The organism is Pseudoflavonifractor sp. An44 (assembly GCF_002161675.1).
GTDB lineage: Bacteria > Bacillota > Clostridia > Oscillospirales > Oscillospiraceae > Enterenecus > Enterenecus faecium.
On sequence record NZ_NFIH01000034.1, the window covers coordinates 1 to 25,676 of the forward strand.

20 protein-coding genes and 1 pseudogene are annotated in these 25,676 nt (G+C 48.9%); 6 read left to right on the forward strand and 15 right to left on the reverse strand.

The genetic code is table 11. From position 1 onward, the window contains the following. The 3 genes from B5F98_RS11705 to B5F98_RS11715 all read left to right on the forward strand — a co-directional run. The coding region (locus tag B5F98_RS11705) for a transposase (RefSeq protein ID WP_143482800.1) at positions 1 to 254 on the forward strand (254 nt) is incomplete at its 5' end. Positions 255 to 573: 319 nt separating this feature from the next. Further along, on the forward strand, positions 574 to 894 hold the full coding sequence (locus B5F98_RS11710) for a transposase (protein WP_087372936.1): 321 nt from the start codon (positions 574 to 576) through the stop codon (positions 892 to 894). After that, on the forward strand, positions 894 to 1,766 hold the full coding sequence (locus B5F98_RS11715; protein WP_158099853.1) for an IS3 family transposase: 873 nt from the start codon (positions 894 to 896) through the stop codon (positions 1,764 to 1,766). The genes B5F98_RS11710 and B5F98_RS11715 overlap by 1 nt, the downstream gene beginning before the upstream one ends. Before the next feature lie 75 nt (positions 1,767 to 1,841). Here the strand turns inward: B5F98_RS11715 and B5F98_RS11720 are convergent, their stop codons facing one another. Together B5F98_RS11720 and B5F98_RS11725 are read right to left on the reverse strand one after the other, a co-directional pair. Beyond that, on the reverse strand, positions 1,842 to 2,300 hold the full coding sequence (locus B5F98_RS11720) for a type III toxin-antitoxin system ToxN/AbiQ family toxin (RefSeq protein WP_087372990.1): 459 nt from the start codon (positions 2,298 to 2,300) through the stop codon (positions 1,842 to 1,844). A 585-nt stretch (positions 2,301 to 2,885) separates the two neighbouring features. Beyond that, a pseudogene (locus B5F98_RS11725) lies at positions 2,886 to 4,058 on the reverse strand (relaxase/mobilization nuclease domain-containing protein); the annotation flags it as partial. A gap of 35 nt (positions 4,059 to 4,093) precedes the next feature. On the opposite strand from B5F98_RS11725, the gene B5F98_RS13050 reads away from it, so the two are divergent. Next, positions 4,094 to 4,441: a hypothetical protein gene (locus B5F98_RS13050; RefSeq protein ID WP_162613541.1), complete on the forward strand. Its 348-nt coding sequence runs from the start codon at positions 4,094 to 4,096 to the stop codon at positions 4,439 to 4,441. A 258-nt stretch (positions 4,442 to 4,699) separates the two neighbouring features. Then, positions 4,700 to 5,215, forward strand: coding sequence for a GNAT family N-acetyltransferase (locus B5F98_RS11735; RefSeq protein WP_087372948.1), 516 nt, complete (start codon positions 4,700 to 4,702; stop codon positions 5,213 to 5,215). A gap of 162 nt (positions 5,216 to 5,377) precedes the next feature. On the opposite strand, the gene B5F98_RS11740 is transcribed toward B5F98_RS11735, so the two are convergent. From B5F98_RS11740 to B5F98_RS11790, 11 genes are all read right to left on the reverse strand, one after another. After that, positions 5,378 to 7,417, reverse strand: a complete 2,040-nt coding sequence (locus B5F98_RS11740; RefSeq protein ID WP_087372951.1) for a hypothetical protein — start codon at positions 7,415 to 7,417, stop codon at positions 5,378 to 5,380. Then, positions 7,414 to 10,887: a hypothetical protein gene (locus B5F98_RS11745; protein ID WP_087372954.1), complete on the reverse strand. Its 3,474-nt coding sequence runs from the start codon at positions 10,885 to 10,887 to the stop codon at positions 7,414 to 7,416. The genes B5F98_RS11740 and B5F98_RS11745 overlap by 4 nt, the downstream gene beginning before the upstream one ends. An 87-nt stretch (positions 10,888 to 10,974) precedes the next feature. Next, positions 10,975 to 11,970, reverse strand: a complete 996-nt coding sequence (locus tag B5F98_RS11750; protein ID WP_087372957.1) for a WYL domain-containing protein — start codon at positions 11,968 to 11,970, stop codon at positions 10,975 to 10,977. 103 nt (positions 11,971 to 12,073) lie between these two features. Beyond that, on the reverse strand, positions 12,074 to 12,457 hold the full coding sequence (locus B5F98_RS11755; RefSeq protein ID WP_087253665.1) for a rhodanese-like domain-containing protein: 384 nt from the start codon (positions 12,455 to 12,457) through the stop codon (positions 12,074 to 12,076). After that, a complete protein-coding gene (locus B5F98_RS11760) occupies positions 12,454 to 12,987 on the reverse strand; it encodes a GDSL-type esterase/lipase family protein (protein ID WP_087372960.1) in 534 nt (177 codons plus the stop codon). Before B5F98_RS11760 ends, B5F98_RS11755 begins: the two co-directional genes overlap by 4 nt. Further along, a complete protein-coding gene (locus B5F98_RS11765; protein WP_143482802.1) occupies positions 12,984 to 13,763 on the reverse strand; it encodes a hypothetical protein in 780 nt (259 codons plus the stop codon). Before B5F98_RS11765 ends, B5F98_RS11760 begins: the two co-directional genes overlap by 4 nt. A gap of 14 nt (positions 13,764 to 13,777) precedes the next feature. Next, positions 13,778 to 16,066 (reverse strand): DEAD/DEAH box helicase, encoded by a 2,289-nt coding sequence (locus tag B5F98_RS11770; protein ID WP_087372966.1) that lies wholly within the window; start codon positions 16,064 to 16,066, stop codon positions 13,778 to 13,780. 16 nt (positions 16,067 to 16,082) lie between these two features. Continuing rightward, positions 16,083 to 16,475 carry a hypothetical protein gene (locus B5F98_RS11775; RefSeq protein WP_087372969.1) on the reverse strand — a complete coding sequence of 131 codons (393 nt, stop codon included), beginning with the start codon at positions 16,473 to 16,475 and terminating at the stop codon, positions 16,083 to 16,085. Further along, positions 16,468 to 16,803 carry a nucleoside triphosphate pyrophosphohydrolase gene (locus B5F98_RS11780; RefSeq protein WP_087372972.1) on the reverse strand — a complete coding sequence of 112 codons (336 nt, stop codon included), beginning with the start codon at positions 16,801 to 16,803 and terminating at the stop codon, positions 16,468 to 16,470. The genes B5F98_RS11775 and B5F98_RS11780 overlap by 8 nt, the downstream gene beginning before the upstream one ends. Continuing rightward, positions 16,793 to 17,176, reverse strand: a complete 384-nt coding sequence (locus B5F98_RS11785) for a (deoxy)nucleoside triphosphate pyrophosphohydrolase (protein ID WP_087372974.1) — start codon at positions 17,174 to 17,176, stop codon at positions 16,793 to 16,795. Before B5F98_RS11785 ends, B5F98_RS11780 begins: the two co-directional genes overlap by 11 nt. Next, complete coding sequence (locus tag B5F98_RS11790) at positions 17,177 to 20,332, reverse strand: DEAD/DEAH box helicase (protein WP_087372979.1); 3,156 nt, start codon at positions 20,330 to 20,332, stop codon at positions 17,177 to 17,179. 265 nt (positions 20,333 to 20,597) lie between these two features. Here B5F98_RS11790 and B5F98_RS11795 point away from each other — a divergent pair, with 265 nt between their 5' ends. Next, entirely contained in the window at positions 20,598 to 21,287 is a 690-nt protein-coding gene (locus tag B5F98_RS11795; protein ID WP_143482803.1) for a hypothetical protein, read from the forward strand. A gap of 836 nt (positions 21,288 to 22,123) precedes the next feature. On the opposite strand, the gene B5F98_RS11800 is transcribed toward B5F98_RS11795, so the two are convergent. Further along, positions 22,124 to 23,770: a DEAD/DEAH box helicase family protein gene (locus tag B5F98_RS11800; protein WP_087372985.1), complete on the reverse strand. Its 1,647-nt coding sequence runs from the start codon at positions 23,768 to 23,770 to the stop codon at positions 22,124 to 22,126. Positions 23,771 to 23,796: 26 nt separating this feature from the next. Beyond that, on the reverse strand, positions 23,797 to 25,101 hold the full coding sequence (locus tag B5F98_RS11805) for an RNA-binding domain-containing protein (RefSeq protein WP_087372987.1): 1,305 nt from the start codon (positions 25,099 to 25,101) through the stop codon (positions 23,797 to 23,799). Positions 25,102 to 25,676: the final 575 nt, after the last annotated feature.

Below are 25,676 nucleotides of genomic sequence, written 5' to 3' on the forward strand. Positions count from 1 at the left end.
CTATGAAACAGTCTGGTAACTTTGTTGGCAGCCATGTCCATATGTCCAAACGTGGCTCGCCTTATCTGCGCCGGGCTATTTGGCTTGCTGCAACTATCGCTGCCTTCAAAGACCCTTCCCTCTCTGTCTACTACCAGCGCAAACGCTCTGAAGGGAAATCCCATCTCACAGCACTGGGACATGTTTCCCGCAAAGTGGTGAATATCATCTTCGCTGTCCTTCGTGACAATACCCCCTATTCCCCAGCTATTTAGAAATCTTCTCTTGACAACCCTTTATAGCCGGTCTTGTATTTTGATTCTACTACACAATACTACACAACGGTATTCTCGTCCAGGATGCCACTACCGACTTTGCTTGTCTTTTTTAGTACCCTGCAAATGCGCATGTCTATCAGAGCAAGCGCGACTAGCGGCGGCCAAGGTATCTCGCACACTTTTGGGTTTACGAACGGACGCCGAAACCTCATGTTGCAAGTTCTGACGCACATACTCTTTACAACGCTCTTGCCCCTATACCCGAATTGACGGACAGAAAAGACGGTCGTAAAATGGAAAGGAAAGGGGCAAAACCATGGAAGAGAAAACGAAGAAAAAAGGGACACCGCCACCTCGGTACGATGAGGCGTTCAAAGCCGGAGCGGTACGGATGGTAACGGAGCAGGGACGGGAGCCCAAGGAAGTAGCACGGGATCTGGGCATTTGTATTGACACCCTGCGCAATTGGCTGAAAAGTGCCGGGATGCAGTTGGGTCAGGTGAGCCGCCATAACCGGGAACAACAGCGCATACGGGAGTTAGAGGCTGAAATCCGCACGCTGCGTAAGCAACTGGGCGAGAAAGATGAGGTGATTGACATCCTAAAAAAATCCGTCGGCATCCTGTCGAAACCATAGTGGAAAAATACCGCTGCGTCCAGGCGTTACAGCGCCAGGGAGCCACTGTGGAGCAGGCATGCCGGGTCTTGGAGGTCTCTCGCAGCGGCTATTATGGGTGGCAGAGTCCGAAATCCAGCGGGCGGGAGCAGAGCAATCAGGCTCTGCAGCGGAAATTGGTAGAGTTACACCAGAAGTATCCTGCCCTGGGGCTGGACAGCCTCTACCACATGCTCAAGCCGGAATTCGGCTGTTCCCGCAAGCGGGTCCACCGTCAGATGCGGGTTGCTGGGATCGTTTCGGCGAGACGCCGGGCGTATAAGGCCACAACCAACTCTCGGCACAGCCACCCCGTTGCACCCAATCTTCTGAAGAGAAACTTCTTCTTTGCACAACCAAATCAGGCCTGGGTGGGTGATATCACCTACATTCCCACCGGGGAAGGCTGGCTCTACCTGGCCATCGTCAAGGATTTGTGTACCCGAAAAATTGTGGGCTATGCCTTTTCCAACTGCATCGACACTTCCCTGACTCTGGAAGCCCTCGACATGGCAGTGCGCCGCTGCAAACCGCCCAAGGGGCTCATCTTTCACAGTGACCGGGGCGTCCAGTACGCCGCGGTCGCCTTCCGGGAGCGGCTGGAGTCCTATGGGATCCAGCAGAGCATGTCCCGCAAGGGTGATCCCTATGACAACGCTGTGGCAGAAAATTTCTTCAGCTGCCTCAAATGCGAGCTGATCCACCTCAAGCACTACCCCACCCGGGCCAGCGCCCAGGCTGATGTATTCGCCTATATGGAGGCCTTCTACAACACTGTCCGGCCACATTCTGCACTGGGTTGGCTGTCTCCAACGCAGTTTGAGGCAAGCCTCCTGCCGCCTCAGGCAGCATAAACGAGTATCCCGCAGAAACTCAGAGATTCATTCTGTTTTTTCTGGTATTTTCCTGTCCGTTTTTTCGGGAATGGCTCACTCCTCATCCCTTTGGAAATCACAGCAACGTTTTACCAAGGTTGGCCACGCTTTCCCTTGAACTATCATCGCATGTAATTTCTCAGCCTGTTTCAGAATCCGCGTACGATGAGAGTTGCACCATGACAGTTGATTGGATAGCAAGTTCTTATAATCTCTATCTGCTTTGGAATCGCCAGAGGTAATTCTCATATCAACCTTTTCAACACATTCCGGTACAACCGGAATCATGTTGTTGAAATTAATGGCTCCCCAAGTTCCACGATTCACTTTCATAAAATCAACCTGGTTCTTCATATTCAGGTGCTTGGGCTTTGGTGATGTCAACGGCGCATAATATTGGAAACCATTAACGCTGAATACGATACCAACAAAAGGACGCGCCGACTTTTGTTCCATTGTATATGGAACACATGGATCAGCTTTTCGAAGGAAGTCGCAATACGCTGCGTCCACTTTATAAAACGAAAAACAACTCAATTGGAATCCTCCTTAAATAAACGAGAGGCTGAGTGCAATACCCAGCCCCTCGCTATTTTCGCTCCCACTGTATGGTAGGGTACACCGCTGCTTTCGCTCCCACTTCGGCTCTCGCCTGGTAGGGTACACCGCTTTTTGAGCATCACTACTCTTCGTTATTATTATACCCTTTGCAAAAAAATATGTCAACATCATCTCCGTTCGCTCCGCTGAAAGCGGCGTTCATGCCAGACCATGAACACCTGTCCAGCTCTGCTCTGCTCAACAGTTGCTAACTGGGGCCGGGGGCCTATCCTTTGCGCCCCTCCTGGGGGCGCACCTTCCACGTTTCATGCAGTCCCGTGAGCTTCCCTCGCCGGGAGGGCATCTCCGATGGGCAAGGGCTGCGCCCTTTGCAAACCCGCTTGTTTTCTGGCCCGCAAAAGGCGGGCCACAAAACTGGCAAGCAATGCATGTGGCCGACCACATGCGATTTTTGCTTGTTGGTGGCAGCGCCCCCAACCCCCCTTGAACACAGAATTTCATTCTGTGGCTACACGTTCTTCGAACGTTATTGTCCAGCTATCGCTGAACATTATTTCTTTCTTTTTTACCACAGTAGTCGTCTCCAAGAATGCGGTCAACATTGGCTTTCGCCGTAAGTAGTTGCCGCATTTCTTCTCGGACGCCTTTGTATTGCCGATATGCTTCTTTCTTCTTTTCAAGAAGTTGTGCATACTCGGTCTGAAGTTTTTTTACTGTCGGAAGTTTCTCAACAGCAAGTTCATCGAATGCTTTTTTCGCTGCCTGGTGAAGCAAGATTTCATCTATGTGGCTATCGCGAAACTTCTTTGAGTAGCCGGATTTTCGGTAGGCCACATAGGTCTCTCGGGTCTTGGCATAGTTTATGATATGAGTCCGAAGCGCAGCAATCTCCGCCATGCGCTTTTCCGCTGCCTTGATCTCCTCCGACAATTCATTATGGCGAGCTGTGGCATCCGCAGCCTTTCCTTCCAGTTCCGCATAGTCCAGCAGATTATGCTCCGCAAGAAAATTCATGGTCTGGGCCATCTGTTTCAAATTAAAAACCTTGGCCCACCGAGCATACCCAGCTCCTTTTCCAGCCTGCAATTTTGCTTGAATGTCCACCAGCAGATTCACCTTGGGCGTGTGGACTTGCGTGGAGAATTTCTTACGAGGAGTATGTTGCTTTTCTCCAGCCAGCACCGCACGGATTTCCATTTCGCTATATCCGACTCCCAGCGCATCCATACGGGCTACATTCTCCCACCCCGGAGCTTTAAGCCGCATTGCTTTCCCACGCCGGGAGACCTCACATTCCATCTCAGAAAGTAGCTTCATCAGCTCGTCAAAATCTGCGGGTTTATGCTCCAGCGCCTGGTCAATCATCATTCTCAGTTGTTCCCGATGAGAGGGCTTAGCCCGATTTCCAAGCCACTTGTTATAGCTTTTTCCATGCGGCTTTGGGTTTTCTACGATTGACAAACCGTTCTCAATGCAGATGGTATCGCTCAGGCGGCGGACAGCTTTCGTGCTTCCCCAAAAGTTGCGAAACTTTCGGTCACAGTCCAGATTGACCGAACTCCAAATGATATGGTTGTGAATATGTTCCTTATCAATATGAGTGCAAACGATAAAGGCATGTTTGCCTTTTGTAAACCGTTTTGCAAATTCAACGCCGAGCCGGTTTGCTTCTTCCGGGGTAATTTCACCCGGACGAAAAGACTGGCGAACTTGCCCTTCCTGAAAACCGGCAGGGCCTGATTCCCGTGGACTACATGGAATACGATGCCTGGAGCGAGAATGCCCGTCTGGCTCGAATAGACTATCTGGACGGAAAGTTGACTGGGGAGGAATTTCTCCGGAAGATCGACACCATGCACGATCTGGAAGATTACACTGTGGATGTGGCACAGGCTGCACCGGCGGATACTGCCTGGCAGCAGATGGTGGCCGGGGACATCGGCTTTGACCCAGAGATGCACTATCCAGAAGCAGTCATGCAGTTAGATCTGGGGACGGACGATCCCCAATGGCAGACCTGCTCGGCAGATGATCTACGGCGGCGGGACCAGGAGGGACACCAGAGTCTCCGGGAAAAATACAGGAAGAAATAACATGAGCCGAGGGGCGCTTCTGGATGAAGCACCCCTCGGCTGTATTCTTTGTATATAGCGATGTATCCTTTGCATGACAGCTTGGAATCGGTGTGTTACAATATCATCAAATCAAGCGTACAAGAAACAGGCTATGACCGCTTTCGCTCATGCTCTCCATGATAGCAAGCGCACCCCAGACGAAGATACCGCAGCTGGTGAAGCGAATGCCTTGATGAAAGATGCAACGGTGAAAAGCTGAACTTGACGGAGGACATTATGAAGATAAATGATATTGAGACTTCAAGACTTTTACTAAGAGGATTCACGAAAGAAGATGCTTTGTGGGCATATAGTATCTGGAATAATCCAGAGATGGGACAGTATTTGCCAGATGAGGCAAAAGAAGAAATAGATGATGAATATTTGAAAATGTTAGAAGGCTTAGGTGAGGATGAGGAATGCTGTTACTTGATTCCTGTTTTTAAGGATTCCTTAGAACGGGTAGGGACATGCAGTTTCATGATAAGTGATGACAAGAAAGTATACGATATTGCTTATTGCGTACATAAGAATTTTTGGTGTCAAGGCTATGCAACTGAAATCGCTCAGGGAATGATAGATTATGCTCGTCGTCAAGGGGCTGAGAAAGTAACTATTTATGTGGGTCAGGAAAATGCCGCTTCTAATCGTGTTGCCCAGAAATGTGGCGGAAAAATTATCAGTGAGAGAACATATAAGAAAAAGGGAACAGATAAAATCATGAAAGATTATAAATACGAAATTGTATTGTAAAGTATTTCATAAGCAGAAGGTCTTCGGCACCAAGATCACGCAGGCCACCAGAGTCTGCGGAAAAAATACAGGAAGAAATAAAATGAGCCGGAGGGCACTTCACATAGAAGCGCCCTCCGGCTGTATTCTTTGTTTAGGCGATATAAATTTTGTACTGCTTGTCTACTGTGCTTTCCACTCATGCAAATATTTGAAAGGAAAAGGAATGACAGGCCATCCGCTCGCACGCACGAAATCAACCTCAAGCAGAGGAAGATAATGTTGGAATTGCAATGTTGGGCCAGTGGAGCAGACCCTTCGGATTCTGCATGCATGAGGTAGCGTTCGGTTCAAGGAACTTCCAAGATATCCAGAATAGTAGTATTGGGCACCATCTTTACAAAAATGGCGAATTCCTAACACCCCGCCGAAAAGGGCTTCTTTATTTCGAGCGCTTTTGAGGGTATTTCCAATTAAAACTCCGGTTTCCTCAAAAATAAATCGGTTGATCTGCTTGCCCAGATTACTCCTCAAATTGAGAATATGCCGCAATTCTTTTCTGCTAACTTGCATACCATGCTGGTTGATTTCATCCAGAATCATTTGGCACCGCACGCTCTCATTGCCAGACAAGCTATCAGCGTATTTCTGTATTGTTTCTACAAGCGGCTTGGCCGGAACTTGTTCATCATCTCGCGTCGCGCTAAGAACCTGTTCGAGGTCTTGCATATTGGGAAGAGTATAACGGTCAGTGTCGTAAATGATATGAATGTTATTTTCCTCTTCATAGACAAGACCTTTGATCGTAGGATTGAACTTTCCATGGGGTGTTTCAAACGCCGCGGAAATTTTCTCTCGTTCTGAATTATCTTCCCAGAAAGATTGCTGCCACGATTCAAAATATAGTTCTCCGCCCGGCTGTATGCGGAGCATATCATAACAGATCGGTTCGCTTTTGTCCTTATAATCCGAAGATGCCATAACAAATGTAACCGGTCTATTGACTCCAAGCTTGGCCCAATCATAGCAGCTCATCTGCCGTCGGCTTATATCGATCTTAATAGCAAGTTCCTGGATGACTTTTAGCAATTTGTGGTCTTCTTTTTCTTTCGTTCTACGCGCATTCATGCCTGTTAGCTGAAAATCTTCGACCGTAATATGCTGTACAACGCAATGCTTTGGCGCTTTTAAATATTCATCATCTTCGGGATGATCTTCATAAAACAAAGGATGGTGTATGATCCGAAGCAGTGCATCGCCCTTTTCTGGAGTTCCCTCCATAAATGTAACCTCACTATATTGCGCCAGCTCATAACGCAGCATGGAGATTAACGTGCGAGATTGCTCGTTTCGTACAGTATCCTCCAAATATAGGGGTGTCTCTCTCAAGCGATTTCTGATTCCTGTCATACTATCGACCGAGCCACATACTCCCAGATGGGTACTTTCATCGAGCGAAACCATTGTCAACGATAGATATGGAGATAGCGATTTTCGCACATCTCGCAAAAACTGATGTAAAATTCCAACTTTACAATTTTGATAATCAGTCAACGAACCAAATTCCAAAAAAGGTATGGTATTTTTCCGCCTTTGGTTAAGCGCTCCAATTACAAAGCGGTCTGTACTGTTACCAGGATCATCTCGCAATGCCCGCCGCAGTATGTAGCATTCAGGATCAAATAGATACTGAGGTTTATTTTTACTGCCTTGTTTGAGTCGGGCATTGCTAAAGGTTTTAACATCCAGCTTAACACAACAGTCTTTTGTAAATGAAATTTGGAGTGTCCAAAAACTGGCCAATACTTCTTTGCGGTAATTGACCCAGCTGGGTTGCATGTAATACAGATTTCCAGTCACATTATGATATAGTTCACCGTTTGCCTGGATACTAGGAAGCGCATTACACAGTAATTGAGCCAAAAGGTGTTTTTTCGTTTCGGCCATCTCCTGCGCTGAGATTTCCTGTACTCGTACATTATCTTCACAGCATTCCAGCACCTGCTTGAGCGAGTGTTGCTCAACAGAAGCGCGATGATATAAGATATAGCAACTTGGCCCCCTTTCATACACGACGGCCAATGCCTTGCACTCCTGTAGGGCAACATCTGGAACCCTACTTTTCCAGTAATTGCCCTGATCTCGCCTTGCTTCAAAAATTGAAAAATCCTTTGCAATTGCTTCAAAATCAAAATCAATCTCCATTTGGTTGGTGTGGATCACAAGAGAAACCTCCTTATATAATTCAGCGCGGATTGGTCAACTTGGCCGGTAGGAAGAAGTATTCCTGGCACTTCAATAAGACGCCCGTCATTGCTACATGAGGGCCTCGACACGCCATTCGAGAATAGGTTTACAACGAATGCTCTTTTTCCGCCTACTGCATCCACTTTTTTTAGGACTTTTTCCCGCATTGGTCTTTCCTCTACCTGCATATTCCATTTCCAATGCTTAAAATCAAAGAAAAGATCTCCGTCAGCGCCAAAATCAAATGATTCAAATTTTTTCGGATCTCCGATTTCCTGTAGTGTAAGTCCAAGTTCCTTCTCTAAAATAAACTTGCCTGCCACTTCTCCCAAAGCGCCTTTATAAATATTCTGGAACAGAACCGGGCTCATAATATATGGATCAGTTCCAAACTCTGTAGCCCATCCATGATGGATAAAATGCTCCTTTAACCCTGGATACAACAGGATTTGCGCGAGGCGTGCGTCTTCCTCGCTTACGGTTGAAGGAGACAATCCCTCTGGGAGACTTGCCGTAAACTGCATTTTATCTTGGTCGAAAGAGAGAATAACTTCAGAAAAATCACCTTTTTGCGCGTAGAAATAGCAATGTCTATCCTGCGCCAACGGGATGTAGTAAGTTCGTATAATAGGATTTTCATTCAAGACATCTAGTCCAGCTCTGGGATATTGGAGGACTGTTTGACGTAGGCCTTTCCAAAGAGCCATGGTTTCTTCGGTCCAATCGACATTTAACATCCGCAAAATGTATGCATTGCCTCTGGTGGCTTTGCGTTCCGCTTCATTATGGGTGTAATCGATGCAGGTTTCTCTATTGCCCAAATCAGTTCTCGCCTTCAGTAATGCCTCCATTTCTGGGCTTAAAATACGTCCATTTAGGCAGGCAAGATCCAAGTCATACAAAGTTTTCTCTGTGGTAAATAGATACACAGACGGATTTTTCAAGAAAGTCCGCCCCATACGCCCCACCGCTTGGATTACATCTCGCGTAATCTGTCCGTGAACACTATTACTTTGTCGTAAGATACTTTGAGCAAACGCATTTAACGGACGTCTTCCCGAAAAACGGCCGATACCATCTTTGAGTAGACGATTCAATGTGCGGTAGGAGATTTCATCATTTTCGTAGAGGCACTCTACCTGAAAGCAAAATTTCATCAATCCCTGCGCACTTAGGGGACCATCCTCATTTAGATTCACAACGGAATGCGTGACATCTCCCAAATATAGAGCATCAAAATCCTTTTTCTGGAATCTGGGATCTATTTCGTCATATTCAGCATTCAATGTGACAAGATTGCTTAAATCTTGGATCGGATACTGTAAATTCTGTCCTGCTCCAAGTGTCTGGTAGCTGGATAACACAAAGCGTTTGGCACCACCCTGTAGCTCTTGAAGTAAGTGGTCTTTGCTCTCCTCAAACTGATCACCACTGCGCAAGATGACCATTTCTCCAACAGTCTGTGGCGCATACACGCACTGCAAATCTTTCAATGCGTCTCGTAGTAAATTTTCATCCATCGCTCGTTTCTCTGGCACGGGCAATACTTGATTCAGGCAGAGAAACGCACGAATATCTGAGTGTGTCCAAAAAGCTTTCATCGCTTCCAATATATTGCAATACCGCTTCTGGACGTATTCTTCGGCACCCAAAGCTGTAAAACGATGTATATATTTTTGCGCCAGCGTTTCTCGAGAGAAAATATCTCCTAGTCGTTCCGAAAGCACTAAGTGATCCTTGCCACGGTCTATCACCTGTAATTTGACTTGAATTTGGCCCTCTTTGTATGGCCTCCATAGTGTTTCCAGCCCTCTCTGAATGGAAGCCTTTGTTTCATCAGAAAGTTCATGGTAATGCTCTTTTAGTTGTTCCTTTATGTATTTCAAATCATAATTTCCAAGGACAGTGGACACTGCTGCAGTTGCGGAAAGGCCAACAACTTTCGCCTGGCAACACAAGTATAACAGAACATTTTCCGGCGTATTCCTCATTTGCAGATACTGAAAATAGGTTTGTGCTCGATGATGGTCATCGTCAATAAATTCAAAAAGACGAAATCCAGTTTCATAGAAGGACAAATCGGGAGCCATCACATCCTGTAGGGATCGCCCGCCTTTGCTGTCTGTGAGTTCTTCTGACATTAGGCGTGTTTGCTCTGACGTCAAATCAAACTGCCGGAAAATGCTTTCCGTTGCAGCGGCTATGGTATAGAGATCTTCCGCTTGTTGTCTGCCTGCGTTGACCAACTTGGCATAAGACTCGGCCCACCCATATACATACCTTTGAAAACGCTGTAAAAACACATGGATTCTTCGTAAAAGATTTTGAAGTATAATACGCGGCTCATCTTGGTGCGCATAGTACTCGTCTTTTTCTTCGAAGTGAATCTGAACTTGAGCTTCTGTTTGATTACACACCGCACGTATGTGGGTGCGATTCCCGTCCAAAACAGTATGGTAAGACGTGTCATGAAAGAGAAAGTTTCGTCCTTTGTCAATGGCCGTATCTACAGTTTTCATGCTGTAGTAGAGGGCACCTTCCTGATAGATATCCTGCGCTTCTTTTAAGAGTCTTTCCCACGTCAGAGTACGGTCAGCCTCATAAGATTTTCTGACCGTCTCGAGTTCACGGGATATTTGATGCGTAATAGCTCCCCGATAAACCTGCAAAAATAATTGTAGGTAATCCGCTCGCAGATCAAGTGCCCGATCAATCAGGCTATCTAAGATAACCGACCGAGAAGCATCGAACTCATCGATACATACAATCTTGTTTTTCAGCATCCTCTCAGATAGACACTCAAAACTGGGCTCTACTACGGAAATATTGCGTGCCATGAGCTTTTTCACAGATAACAGAAGCACCTTATATTCTGTCCAGAAAATAGATGGATAGAATTTTGCCATCCATTTGTATTTTTCTTTATTTCGAATTGCATCCCGACGGGGTCCTGCCCCCCCTGGAAACGTCTTTTGGAGGTGCACTTCCAGTTCATGCCGAAAACGAGGTTCCAGCTTCTCACGAATCTGATTCCCAAGGTCCTTCGTTATCTCTTTTCCTGCTTCACCAAATTGTTCCTGATATCGTTTTTTCTTCTGGCAAGCAGATAAAAGTTCTAGGTACGCATCCGTCTGGAACTCAGATGGAATTTTTTCTGTTAAAATAGCCTTCTCCACACTCGATGCAGCAGAGGATAGAACTAACACTTCTTTTTCAAATAGAGGAGCCCTGCCGTTCTTTTCGTAGAGATTCCGTAATTCATCTGCGGGCAGATTTTTAAGAAGATTTGTAACAAATAGAATCTGAGCGGATCCGCCTTTTGCGATATACTGATAAATCGCCTGGATTGTTTCGTATGTCTTTCCGTATCCGGTAGGCGCTTCTGCTATTAACAGCCCACTGGATTCACAGGGATCTGAGAAGTATTTTTCAAGTTCATATCTCATGGGTGACCTCCGAATTTATAATGACTCTATTTTAAGAATAACAAATTAGTTTTTTGTAATATAAAAAACTAAGAAAAAGCTACCGCCTTATTTGCGGTAGCTTGCGATGATATTTTGTAGTAGCTGATCAATACGATTGCGCACTGAAGGGGGCGCTAACACCTCTATTTTATTTGTTTGCCGGAGCACCCATCGATCAAAGCCGCCAGATAGTTCTACTTCAGCAGAGAATACAATCCACTCCTGTCGTTCATCATCCGGATGGCATATAATATGAGTTCCAAATGTTTCAAATACCATATCAAGAAGATCCTGATGAATCCTAAATGTAACAATCCGTTTTTCTTTGGCAGAGAACATATCAAATTGACCATAGCTAAATTCAAGTCTGTTGACTGGCTTCCAATCCCCACTATCAAAGGCAACATTTCTCATTCGGTCAATGCGGTAATTTCTTTGCTGATCATCTTCGTCGTGTTCTGGATTTATGGCCACCAAATAATAATGTTCCTGCTCCCATACAACTTGAATAGGGCGAATATGACGATAAGTTTTTCTGATCTGTTGTCGCCCTGCTATATCAAATCTTGAATAATCAAAGTACAAGCACTTTTGTTCGTCAATTGCTCGGTAGATTACCTGAAGTGTCTGTGGGAGCAGTTCATTTTGCATTAAACATGGTCGTACTCGGACACGCTGCTTCAATTGCTGCACTTCGCTCCGGGAAAGAAACCCTTCCAGTTGAGATATAAGCGAGTTCTTCTGAGTCTGGCTTAAAAATCGGCTAGTAGAGATTGAATCAAATATCATTCGTGCCTCATTCAAGCCAAAAGTAGGGCGGTACAGTTTATATTTTCGTTGATTATGAGGGCCAGACTCATACTTTAGTTCAAATGCCACAAGTTTCTCATCACTGAGCGCCTGTAGAACAGAGATATCTTCACGAACCCGCTGTTCAGAGCATTTTTCTTCTGGGTACCTTTCAAATAGGATTCGGCAAATTTCTTGTAATGTTAGCCCGTTTGATATATTTGTTTCCGTTTCTAAAATCGAAAGAATATGTAGTAGTCTGGCGCGACTCATATGATCCCTCCACAGTTTACACTCTGAGCAGCCTGAGCTTCCGCCTTGCTTTTTCTTTGTTTATGGCGATGTAAATTTTGTACTGCCTCCAGATTTCGTTTTCTTACCCCTCCGTCTCATAGGGCCAGGTGTTGATGCCGCCAAACTCATAGATATTGGTGTAACCCAACCCGGCCAGGGTGGAAGATGCGGTCTTGCTGCGGTTTCCACTGCGGCAGTAAACCAGCACCGTAGAATCCTTCTCAGGGATCACCTCAGCGGCAGTGTCCTCATCGATGGCACCTACCGGCAACAGGACAGCTCCAGGGATGTGACCGCTGTCGTACTCACTCTGTTCCCGCACGTCCAGGATAATCACTTCCTGGCTGTCAATCATTTCTTTAGCTTCTTCCTGCGTAATCTGCTGATAGGAGCCGTCTGTGGAACTCCCACCGCATCCGGCCAACAGCAAAAGCAGAGAGGAGAGTAAAATTGCAATTCGTTTCATTTGAGTTCCTCCAGAAGTCCGGCAGCAAAGGCTTTGTGCCCTTGCTCCGTGAAGTGTACGCCGTCGTAGGCCAAGGAGATGTCCCACCTTCCGGCATCGGCAAAGCGGATGCCAAGCCGCTCCGCCAGGGCTTGACAGAGACGGGCAAAGGTATGGGAATCCTCAATAAGTTGCTGGCTGGGTACCCACTCGCCCAAAGTCATTGGCGGTGGTGCAGTGAGGAGTATCTTGCTTTTCTCCAGACGGATGCCAGATAGAAACCTCTCCAGCTTCTGGGTGGCCTCCTCCGGGCTTTTCCCCTGGAGCAGATCATTGGTGCCAAGCATGACAATCAGCAGATCAGTGTCAGCAGGAAATTGTGGAGCAGAAGAAGGAATCTCCCGCCCGTTTTGCCCCATGTTGTAGACGGTCCAGTCAGTTTCCGCAGCCAGGATGTCCACCCACCGGCTGTCCGCGTCATAGCGCCCGCCGAAATAGCCCCGGGGGTCGTAGCCGTAGGAGTTGGAGTCGCCGAAGCAGATGACCTTCATTCCGCATATTTCCTTTCTCTGTCCTTCAGCGCCATCTGGTAGATTGCCATTAGACTATAGTAATTCATGATATCAGGATACTGATTGGCAGGGTGCCAATAGTCAAGCACCAGTACATCCCGCTGGTTCAGGCGAATGGTATAGTAGAGGCTTTCGTTGTACGGAGTCCGCACAACGCTCCCGGTGGCCGCTTTCCATATGATATCCAGAGCCGAACCAGTATAACAGCAAACAATCGCCGTTGGATCACAAAGTTGCAGTTGCTCCAAAAGTCGCTTTGCATCAAAGGCTGCATAGCTGCGAATTACATCCAGGGACGAGTTTTTACCTCCGCCACTTTTTCGGATGTTGACTGCCGCGGCCTGGCGCAAATATGAGTTTCCGAAACTGCCAACTGCCAAATCCGGAATATAGGGCGCAATACAATCTGCTGTGGTGGTCATTAGTCCGTAAGTCCAATGAGAAATACGGTTCCACATCTTTGTGATTTTCTTCTGACTTGTCAGATAACCTTCTACCAAGTCCCAGTCCTCGTTACCACCATATGCTTCTTTCAGCAGAAAAAGCGGGCGGGCTTTTTGTGACGGGGAAAACCACTGCTCCAGGCAAATGACTCCATCGCGAATGAATACATTTGAGCGGTGGTCAATCTCAATCGGGACCACGCTGTATTCGCTGTTTTCGGAAACATGGCCGTGTTGCCGTTTCCAATCGGCAAACAGAGCATTTATCTTCTGAAAATATCGGCCCTTGTCCTGAAATTCTGTATGTTCCATAGCCGCGTAATACCTCATCGCTCCATATTCTTGGGTTGCCGGTTTAAGCGTCCATAGTATTGCTCCAGCTTCTCGTCGCAGATTTGCTCGATCTTCTGCTTTTCCTCCCGGGTCAACTTCTTCCAGACGGACTCGTCCACCTGAATCACGCCCAGGGTTTTGGTGTGGTGAAGCATCTGCATATCCTCAAACCGTTTGAAGGGATTGGATAGGATATTCCGCTGGGCCTGGGCATCAGTATAGCCGCCTTTGGCGTAGATGCTGTTGGCCTTTCCCACCACCAGCCCAGCTGCCCGGCGGGCCTTGTAGAACTCCCGGAAATAGGTGACAATGTCGCTGAGTTTCACCCGACCTTTATCATCGGCAAACAAAAGTACCGCCTTGAGGAGTACTGGCTTGTAGGAATAACTCATGTCCATCTGCCGCACCATATCCAGAAACAGATCCTTACGGTTGGAGTCGTCGATGAGCGTCCAACCGTACTGCTCGGCATACTTCTGGAGCGTCTCCTCTTTGAAATACTTGAAGGTCCGGTGCTCGCTCATAGGAACTACCAGATCGGGTACCAGCAGGCCGTCCCGGACATACCGCTCGATGGTCTCCGTCTGCACATCCACCCGGCGGACGAACTCCATCTGGGAGATCATCCCGGCCGCTTCCTCCTGCCAATTGAAGATGTCCACCAGTTCATAGTCCAGGGCGTCCACCGGCCAGTCGATGAGGGCATCCGGGCGCTCGCCCCGGTCGTAGAGGCCTTGCTCGGCGGTTTTCTGTTGCTTAGTGCCCAGCACCAGGGTGCCGGGCTTGTACTCTTTCAGCCGGAACAGACGGTGCATGGAATAGGGCATGTTGTACTGGCTGGCGTTGTCCACGAAGTCAAACACCATCAGGCTCTCCTTACCCGGTGACAGTCGCATACCACGGCCCAGCTGCTGGGTATAGAGCACCTTGGACATGGTGGGGCGGGCCATAAACAGGACTTCCGTGGCTGGGCAGTCCCAGCCCTCGTTGAGCAGGTCACAGGCGCACAGCACCTTGGTTTCGCCCTTCTCAAACCGAGCCAGCACCTCCCGGCGGTCGCTGGCCTTGATCTCGCCGGACACCGCCTCAGCGGCCACACCAGCGTCATGGAGTCGCCCAGCAATCTCCTGGGCGTGCTTGACAGAAGCACAAAAGATGACTGTCCGCTTGTCCTTCACATACCGGAGCCAGGTATCCACGATCAGCTGATTCCGCTCCGGCACATAGATTTTGCTCTCCAGATCCCGGATGTTGTACTGAACGCTATTGAATCGTACCTTGGTCAGGTCAATATTGGTGTGAATGCGGATACACCGCACCGGCACCAGTTCGCCAATCTCTACGGCGGTCTGGATATCCAACTTGTGGGCGGTGTTCTTGAAGATATCCAGGATATTCTTGTCGTCGGCCCGCTCCGGTGTGGCGGTCAAGCCCAGGGTGAATTCCGGCGTGAAGTAGGCCAGGACCTTCTGGTATGTATCGGCGGAGGCGTGGTGGGCCTCGTCCACGATGATGTATCCGAAGTCATCCGGTTTGAACCGCTCCAGATTCAGTGCCACGCTCTGGATGCTGCCGCAGACCACAAAGGCGTTGCCCTGCTTCATGCTCTCCACATAGCGGCCCACGGTAACCCGGGGCCACAGTTCCCGGAAGGTCTTGGTGGCCTGATCCACCAGTTCCACCGTGTGGGCAAGGAACAGTGTCCGTTTGCCGAACCGTTTGGCATCCATGACGGCGGTCACCGTTTTTCCGGTGCCGGTGGCGTGGTAGAGCAGAGCGATGGTCTCGAAGTTGCAACGCATCCCCTCCAAAGCCGCCAGGGCCTGCTTCTGGTGTTCCTTCAACTCCAACTGGGAGCCGTCCAGGGACTTGCCCCGCTGGGTGGGAAGGTAGTCCTCAATTTCCTTGAAACTGGGGTGTTGACCCAGGAATACCCGCAGTTCGTCCTTGACAGTCTCCGGCTGCTGCTGCATCTGCCGCACCGCCCAGCGGTACACATCCCACCCCAGGTAGATCATGCTGTTTTGTTTGAGCAGGTCATCGTAGAACTTGTTCTGGGAGATCAGCTTGGGGTTGTGGGAAGCCTCGTCGTCGATCTCGATAGCCACCTTCCGTCCGCCGTTTTCAATCAGAAAGTCGGCAAACCGGCTGTTCTGGTAGATGTCGGAGAAAGGGTACTGGGAGTATAGATAGCCGGCTTTCTCAGCGCCGTAGGTGTCAGAGAACAGTTCGATAAACAGATCCTCGGCACTGCTGCCGGAGGCAGAGCGGTAGGTAGGCATGGAGATCACCTCACAATCAATATCCAAATTTTTTCAAATGAGTTGAGACACTTCCAGGTGTTCTTTTCAAGATGTTTGCGATTTGCCAGATGTTATTCTTTCTCCGAAAGTACAAGTCATAGAGTTTCTCGCTTTCCTCTCTGGACCACGACTTCCCGGTATTCGGGTATTGAGTTTTTCGGCGTTCTTTTTTCTCCTTTTGAGCCGCCTCTTTCTCTTTTCTCTGCCGCTCCAGAATAGAGGCATAGGATTCCAGGGAACAATGCTCCAATACCGCCTTTAGCGCTTCTTGTACCACCTCGTTGGCGCAGCAATCCGACGGTGGAAGTGCTCTGCCTGTGAGAGGGTTAATGCCGATGCTCAAATTTTCTACCATGGTTCTGGCCATTAAATCGTCTTTTTCATCCATCAGAAGGCTCCTTTTCCCGCACTTCTTTCAAAAGAATTTTCTTTCCAAATCCACCCCGTTTGTCAGCCTTGTCCGCCCGCACCTGCTCCAATTCTTCCAGCGTCCAGCCCCGGGCTTTCACGACCGCCTGCATGACCTCCAGAAGGTCGGCGAGTTCTTCCAGAGATTTGCTCTCCTGATATTCCGCCAGTTCCTCGTTCAGCTTCTGGTCCAGAAGATGTATGTAGTCCTCATCAGTAAGTGTTTCGCAGACACAGATTTTTCCGTCTGCTTCAATAATCTCTGGAATGCGATCCCTCACCAGCTTGTGATAGGCTTTAATAGGCATCCTTCAGCCTCCTCAAAATTTCCTCATCCGCCGGGCAGAACTCGTACTGATCAATCTCATCCACCGTAATCCAACGGATGTCATTGTGCTCCAATTTCTGGGGGGTACCCTCATGGATGGTCGCATGAAACAGCGTTAGGTGAACTGTCAGATCTGGGTATTCGTGAACCACATCCATGAACACCTCGCCTACGTCCAGAGTAATAGCCAGTTCTTCTTGGCATTCCCGGATGAGTGCCTGTTCCTTGATTTCTCCTGGCTCTACCTTGCCGCCAACGAACTCCCACAGCAGCCCTCGGGCTTTATGGGCTGGACGCTGGCATATCATAAACTTGTTTTCGTCCCAAATCAGGGCTGCTACTACCTCGGTCATTTATCCCACCACCAATTTATTTGTCTTCTTCAAAAACTTCGCCGGAATCGGTCGATCCAGGCTCCAGGTGATATTCATGGGTCTACTCCCATCGTGCTTTACATAGTTCGCCGTTCCCAGGAAGGTATAGGCCGCTGCACCTCCTGTGATTCGGTCCGTCTTGAACTCCCGAACAAACAACAACACCTTACTTCCACGCTCCTGATGATGGATGTATCGTTGCCCAGTGGGAGAGTCTGCCGCTGTGGTGCTCTGGCTTTGCCAGTGGAACAGACTCTCATTGACGGAGTAATCGTGATACATGGTGGTAGGCGAGTAGTCCTTATCCGCCTTGTTCAGAGTCACAAAGAACACATCTAGCTGCTTCTCCGGCAGCCATTTTACACCCTCGCGCACCGTCGCCGGTTTCATAAAGTCCATGGCCACCAGCAGTTGATCTCTGGTATAGGTGCAGTGGAGATCCAACGGGCAGTCAAAGCCCAGGTCTACCGGCTCGTCAATGAAATCGATCTGTTCATACCGATAGCGGAGCAGGTCCAAAAGCTCACCCAGGAGTTCAGGGCTGTCCGAGAGGGCATACAAGTTGTCCAGCACCTCATCAGATGCCCAACTCTCCGCCGCCTTGCCCCAAACAGTTACGTAGAACATCTGGAGCATCCGCTGATCCAGATCGCTTAGCGCCGGAAAGTCCACATCGTCCAGACGGGGCAGCAAGTCCAGTAAAAAGCGGATCCAGCGCCGGGAGTCCACGACAGCCAATCGTCCGAGGGCTTTTGTGAGTACGTCCTCCAGCGGTTCGCTGAAATCCGCAATCGCATCCGCCAGGGCGCAGATGCAGGAGAAGGAAGAAAACTTATAAATTGCCCTGGGGTCCAGATGGTAGTAGTCCAGAAAGTTTGCCAGGGTCAGACCCAAGCCGCTGTCCTCCGCAAAGCTGGCCACCCGGGACACCAGTCCGGCGGTATTGCCGTAGGAGGCACGGATGTTATCCAAAATGTACTTGGCTGCCTTTTTCTCCAGCTGTATGTAGCAGCCCTTGGGTGCGGAGACAAATCCATCCTTGATCTCTCGGGTCACGCTGCGGGTGGTATTGGAGAGCAAGGCAGCAAACTTGTCCTCAAAGTTATACCGCTTGTTGGCCTGGCCGATAAAGTCCAGTACGGTCAGGCACTCTTTATCTTCTGCAAGCCGCAGACCACGGCCCAGCTGCTGAAGGAAAATCGTTAAGGACTCCGTGGGCCGCAGGAACAGCACGGTATTGACCTCCGGAATATCCACGCCCTCGTTGTAGATGTCCACCACGAAGATGAAGCGTATCTCGCCGCTGACCAGCCGTCCTTTGGCAGTTTTTCTCTCCTCATCAGAGGATTTTCCGGTGAGGAAGATGGACGGAATACCGTGGTTGTTGAAATAGCGGCACATAAACTCCGCATGCTCGATGGAGACACAGAAGCCCAGGCCCTTGACTTCGTCAATATCGGTCACATACTTGAGAAGCGAGGACACCACCAGATCGGCACGGCGGTTGGCCACAGCGCCGCTGAGGGTGTAGAGGTTGGAAAGCTCACCCTTATCGTAGCCGCCGGCACTCCATTTCAGAGTGTTCAGATCCACCGTGTCGGTGACCCCGAAATACTGGAACGGACACAGCAGCTTCCGGTCGATGGCTTCCGGCAGCCGGATTTCAGCGGCAATGCGGTGGTTGAAGTAGGGCAATACACTTTTGCCGTCCATACGCTCCGGGGTGGCGGTTAGGCCCAGCAGGATCTGAGGCTGATAGTAGGTCAGCAGCTTCTGATAGCTAGGCGCTGCCGCATGGTGGAACTCGTCCACAACAATATAGTCGTAAAAATCCGGAGCACCCTTGGCGGAAAAATCCTGAGAGTTAAAGGTCTGAATGGACAAAAACAGATGGTCAATACTTTCGGGTTTGTAGTTGCCCACGAACAGCTCCCCGAAATTCACATCCTTCAAAACTGCCCGGAAGGTGTACAGGCTCTGCCGCAAAATTTCTTCCCGGTGGGCCACAAAGAGAAGGCGGCATGGTTTCCCTGGATTTTGCTTGCGGAATCTCTTGTAGTCCAAGGCGGAAATCACTGTTTTTCCGGTACCGGTGGCGGCCACCACCAGATTGCGGGTGTAGCCTCGGACAGTGCGCTCGGCCTCCAGCTTGTCCAGAATCTCCTGCTGGTAGGAGTAGGGCGCAATATCCATGGTGTACATTTCGGCGTTGTTGGCGTCGAAGTATTTTTCCGCTTTCAGTGCCCGGGCCAGCCGCTCCTTCTGATCCTCGGAGTAGTACTCAAACTCGCTGGAGTTCCAGTAGCTCTCAAAGGTGGCGGCGATCTTGTCGATGGTCTCCGGCAGATCCCGGCGAGTGACTTTCACATTCCATTCCAGGCCGCTGGAGATGGCGGCGTTAGATAGGTTGGAGGAGCCCACATAGGCGGTGGTAAAACCGGTGTCCCGGTAAAAGACATAGGTTTTGGCATGGAGCCGTGTGCGCTTGGTGTCGTAGCTGACCTTGATTTTGGTGCTAGGCAGGGCCCGCAGCTCCTCAATGGCCTTCACATCGGTGGCTCCCATGTAGGAGGTGGTGATGATCCGCAGCTCCCCGCCGTTCTGGGCAAACTCCCACAGCTCATCCATCAGGAGCCGCAAGCCGCTCCACTTGATAAAGGAGACCAGCATATCAATGCGGTCTGCAGAGACAATCTCTTTTTTGAGCTCCGTGTACATCTGGGGCTCATGGATAGCTCCGGTAAACAGGCTGCTCTGGGCAATTGAGGTTTCCGGCCGGCTCAGGTCGGCAGCCGTCTTACCCACCGCCAATCGTGGGTCCTGCTCCCGTAAAAGCGCAAGAAGCTGCTCTGCCCGCTGGTCGACGCTCAGCGTAGCAAAGTCAGCTTCTTGAGTTGTGTTTTGGATGAGGGTTACGATCTGGTTGGCAAGGCCGATCTGGGTAGAAATATCCCCTCCATTATCCAGAACATTGTCCAGGCCCTTTTGCACCACGTCCGCCAGATACTGCGCCAACACCTTGGAGGCCTCCGCCTTATCAATGGGCGCAATCGATTTGCGGGTGTCGGGGATCTCCGAAAGCTCGCGGTTCAGGGCGTTGTTGATGACCTGTTCATAAAGACCGGGATACAGCATATTCTTCACTCTTCCTATATTCCTTTTACGGATGTTCATTGTATTTAGTATAACTGGAATTTCAAAATTCGACAAGGACTCATTGGCAAATATCAACAAAACACTCTGGCTTTGTCAATGTCTCTTCTCCTATCATTGCAAAATTGTTTCATATATCAGAATAAGAAAATGATTGTCCCATAATCAGGACCATTCTCATTGGCAACACCCTTGATATGTAAGGTCATAACCGATACAATGACAGTATGAGAAAGGGGTCTTGTGTATGGCAACAATCCGATGTCCGCACTGCGGCAGTCCTGTCATAGTGCGAGGGAGCCGTTGGGAATGTGGCTGGTGTGGGGATTTTGGAAGTACTTCTTCTCTGTTCCCATCCGAACGAGCCAAGCTGGTTCCCGAGAAAAGCACACCACAAATTACTTTGAGCTTTACCGTCTCTGTGGAGGACACTACGCCTCCGCCACGCCATTTTACCCGCACAGAACTGGTGAATATGGTGCGCCGCTGGGACTTCTCCGAAAACGAATGGGCCTGTCGGGATCTGCTGATTGCCGACTTCCCCGATGCTGTCCGGCGCTGGACGGCAGAAGATCTGGAGAACATGGACACCCAGGATCTCCTTTGTGAAACCGGTGACAGTGACCCCCAGACCGCAGTTCAGATGATGAAGTTGCTGTTGGACACCGCAGAAAGTCACCTTCAGGAACCAGAGGTGGCCGAGCAGCTGTTGGGATGGGATATGTGCGATCTGTGCCGCAACCAGTTTGTTCAAGCTCCCCTTTTGAAACAACTCAAACACGATGACCGTCTGGCCCGACAGCTATTTCAGAGTGCCTATGTAGGGGATGCGCAGGAAGATTTATTGGATGCGTGTGACTGGTTTGGGGAAGTAGAACTGAAAAAGCATCTCTATTCTCTTTTGACTCAAAATCCCTATTTCGAAGGATTTGACTAAATGGAATAGCCCAGCCTGTGTCAATCACAGGCTGGGATATCCTGCTTTTCGATGTTTTCTTATCTTTGTTTAGGCGTGCTAAAACCTGATACGCCTGAGGGGCAGAAACGACTTGCATTCAGGCTTCGTCAGAGGTACAATACCCCAAACCTGAACATGAAAGAGAGCCCTTCTGACTAGGTAACAGCAGTTTTACTGCACCTAGTCAACAAGGGCTCTTTGACCACATGTTTGACCACAGACAGCGCCGGAGTATTCGGAAACAGTGGGATTAAGAGTGCCAAAGAGTGAGCGTAATGTAGCGAAAAGGGTTAAAAACCATTAGAAACAACCAGAAAAAATTTAGTTCAACCGTTTGGGTCTTTCATGCAGCAGAAACGAACTAATTGCAAAAAGATTGCTAATATCCAGCTAAAGCGCAGAAAAAGCCCCCAATAGCCTCATAAAAATCACAGTCTTTTATAGACGGCATCTGTTTTGACCACATGCGATTCCATAAAATTTGATTATTCCGAACATAAGCGCTTAGAAACTGGCACTATTTTTGCATAGTCCGTTGTTTTTGGAACATAAAAGTTGTGGTCAAAAATTCGCAGTCGAATTTTTCTCCCTTATTGATATTATAAACTTATTTTCTGTTCTGTGCCGCAATCATGCACTTTACATCGAAGATTTTATAGTGCCTATTCTTTGTCTATAGCGTGTTAAAAATTGATACGCCTGCTGCACGAATTTTCGATGTCTTGGTTATGTGTTGGGCAGATCGTTTTCAAAGCACCGGCCCCAATCTCATCTCTCGACTGCAAGCGTACACACTGGCTCGCCACTGGCTGCCTCTACATAGACACATCTTCCATGACAAGCTGTTCGCTTTCTGTATGACCGGAAAGTGACAGAAATTCACCGGCAATATCCGGATTTTTGAACCGAAGTACATCCGTATCTTTTCTGCCAAAAGCAAGAAAATCCACGCCGCCATACCACACAACACTTTCATCCACAACAGCATACCGCTGATTCAGTTCTTTGTGCGTATGGACCACGATACCTGTCTGCCTCATCATCTCAATCGCTTCACATACACTTTCTTGATTCGCGAGTTTCCCGCTCTCTGCCGTTCTGGTATGGATCGCAATTTCGACACCGGAAGCAACCGCCTTCTGCAAAGGGGGAAGAAGTTTCACGATTCTGCCTTTTTGCAGATAGGGACTAACAATAACCACGCTGCGGACAGCATCGTCCAAGTCCTGCTCAAAGGGAAGCATAGATGAGTGGCCATCATAAATCACACTGATAGACTGATCCGCTGCACCGAATTTGACCTGATATCCCAGTTCCGCATAACCCTTCAGGCGTTTATGATACATCCGCTCCAATGTAGGAACATTGATATCCACATAATCGTAGATGCGAACTTCCTGCTTTCCTTCATAATTTCTATGGAGACGACCGGCATACTGTGCCAATGTGCCCTTCCACGATATGGGCATCGCCAGAAGCAAGGTGTCCAGCCGTGGGGCGTCAAAGCCCTCTCCAATGTACTTTCCGGTGGCAACGACCACCACATCCTCATCGTCAGGCATATTCTGCAATGCGGTCAGCTTTTCACGCTTATCCTTTTGCTTGTCACTGCCAATGAGCAAGAAAACGTGTTTCACCTGATCCGACAGCTGATTGGCAAGCAATACAGCGTGTTCCTTCCGCTCCGTCAGAAGAATCGGTGTGCGCCCCTCCTGAACCAGCTTCAAAGTGTCTGACACCAACAGTCCGTTCCGGTTGTGATTTTCAATCACACCGGCGTACATATCCTGAATCCTGTTGGCATCCGGCAACCTCATGCGAGTAAATCTGGGGATTACGATATGAGAGAAGCTTCGCTTCTCCGCCTGGCTTTTTGCGTCCACCAAATACCGGACAGGACCGCACTGCATAAAGATGATGGGATGATGGCCGTCCTTGCGGACAGGTGTGGCAGACAAACCGTAAACATATTTGGCTTCCACGGCTTTCAGCACGGTTTCAAAGGTGAATGCGGCCACATGATGGCACTCATCTACAATGACCATTCCGTACTCTGCCACAAAAGACTTTACCGTCTTTTCTTCTCCCTTAAGCAGGGACTGCATGGTGGCAATATCGACAATCCCGCTGCGGGTATTCTTTCCACTTCCGATTTGGCCAATGAGATGCCGCTTTTTCTTCCTGCCACGCTTTTTAGGAAGTTCCGGCAGAACCTCATGAATATTCAGAAATTGTTCCAGCGAGGATTTCCACTGTTCCAGCAATGCGCTGGACTGTACCAATACCAGGGTATTGACTTTACGCTGTGCAATCAGATATGCACCGATCACAGTTTTCCCAAATGCAGTAGTTGCGGACAGAACACCCATGTCTGCGGCAAGCAGCGCCTGCCCCCCATCCAGAGACGGGACGATTTCAAGAAGCGTATATTCCCGGCCATTGATGATCGCTTTTCGATTCATACACAGCACCCCCTCCGCACCAGCAGTTACTTCCGTCTATACTTTGTTTTCCTGCCGTTTCCATCCTGATAAATCAGGCCCTCGGCAACCATGCGTTTTAGAATCCGGTTGGCTGTGGCCTGGCTCACATCCAGCAGCCGGTCTACATCACTGCGCACGATATGACCATGGGAACCAATGAAATCCAGAATCCGTTTCTCTTCGCTTTTGAGTGTACCAACCAGTGTCTCTGTATGATTTGCGCCGGTGTTCCTGTTTGGTAGCGTTATTTTGAATGCGTTGCTCGATACCTCGATTTTGGGCTTCAATTCCGTCTCCGTGTAGGCGTTCATGATTTTAGGCATACCGGTGCCGTATGCCTCAATCAGCTGCAGACGATAAAATATGGCTGCCAGCTTGGGGTTTCGGCAAACCGAAAGTCCCAGCATAATGTCGTCCAGTTCAATGCCGGAGGGCAGTCCACCCACAGAAACAAATTCGATTCTGTCAGCATACACACTGACAAGGGTGCTTGCACGGAAGGAATAGTCTCTGTGGACCAGTGAGTTCAACAGCGCTTCCCGCAGTGCATCTTCCGGATAATCCCGTGTGTCGATTCGGTATAGCCCATCAAAAGTTGCCTTTGTCTGGTTACGCATATCCAGATAGCTGTATAGCTCCTCCATTTGCCGAAACAGCGAACCGTCAAATTCTCTTCTGTCCTGAAAGCTTCCCTTATCTTCCCCCGAGAAGGTCGCCGCCTTGATGGTGCTGGGACACTGGTCGGACAGGAGCAGCGCCACATTGGAGTAGATACCATCCGCGGAGATCATCCCAAGGGTCTGCATTTTTGCAGCATCAAATGGGATATTCTGCTTCTCGAATTGCTTCTCTGCCGCTTCAAAGCTGAGGTTCTGTTCCAGTGAACGCATGGATTCGAAGCTGTCACCATCGGTTTCCTTAATCATTCTTCGGATTGCAGTATCTGTAGCCGGGTCAGAAGATGTGCCGTTTCTGATATAGACCCCGCTGGGTTTCAGCCCTTTACTGCCCAGATAATAGGGCCGGTCGGTCCCTTTTTGAATGGTCACGGCGATGATATCCTTGTCGCCGATATGCTGGGTTTCATAGCCTACAAACATGGTCACATCGGGCTTGATGGAATCTCGAATCATATTGTTCATCCGCAGCATGACTTGATCGGCGTTTTTGACCCCCACGACACTTCCATCGTCGCTGACGCCAATATACAGCGTGCCGCCTTTTGTGTTGGCAAAGGCAATGACTTCTTTGCAGATATCTCCCACGACCTCTGCTTTCAGTTCAACAACTTCACTCTCAACAAATGCCATACACAGCGCCTCCTTTTCTTAGTTATCATTATAGTCATTCTTGTCATTCTTGTCAAATTCTATTCATCTGACAAGAAACTAATTCCGGCCTGTCAACGCCTTGGCGCGAGAATATTTCTTTGATTAGGCGTGCTAAAAACTGATACGCCTGAGGGGCAGAAATGACTTGCTTTCAGGCTTTGCCAAAGGTACAATACCGCAAACCCCGAGCATGAAAAAAGAGCCCTTCTGGACAGGCGGCGGCAGCGGATGCCGCACCTGGTCAAGAAGGGCTCTTTGACCACATGTTTGACCACAGACAGCGCCGGAGCACTCGGAAACAGTGGAAATAAGAGCGCTAAAAAGTAATTACTTTGGAGTGGATAGTTCTATAAACTACTATAAACAACTATAAAAAATACCGAGAACCTCTTTGGGAGCAGGATGTCGGGAGTTCGAGTCTCTCCACTCGGACCACAAGGATGTGTCGCAAAACGTAAGTTTTGTGGCACATCCTTTTTTACTCTCAACAGCAAAAACGAATCCAGTATGTGGAACTTCCGCAGCGTTTTGGGCATGCAAAAGCCAGCCCACAC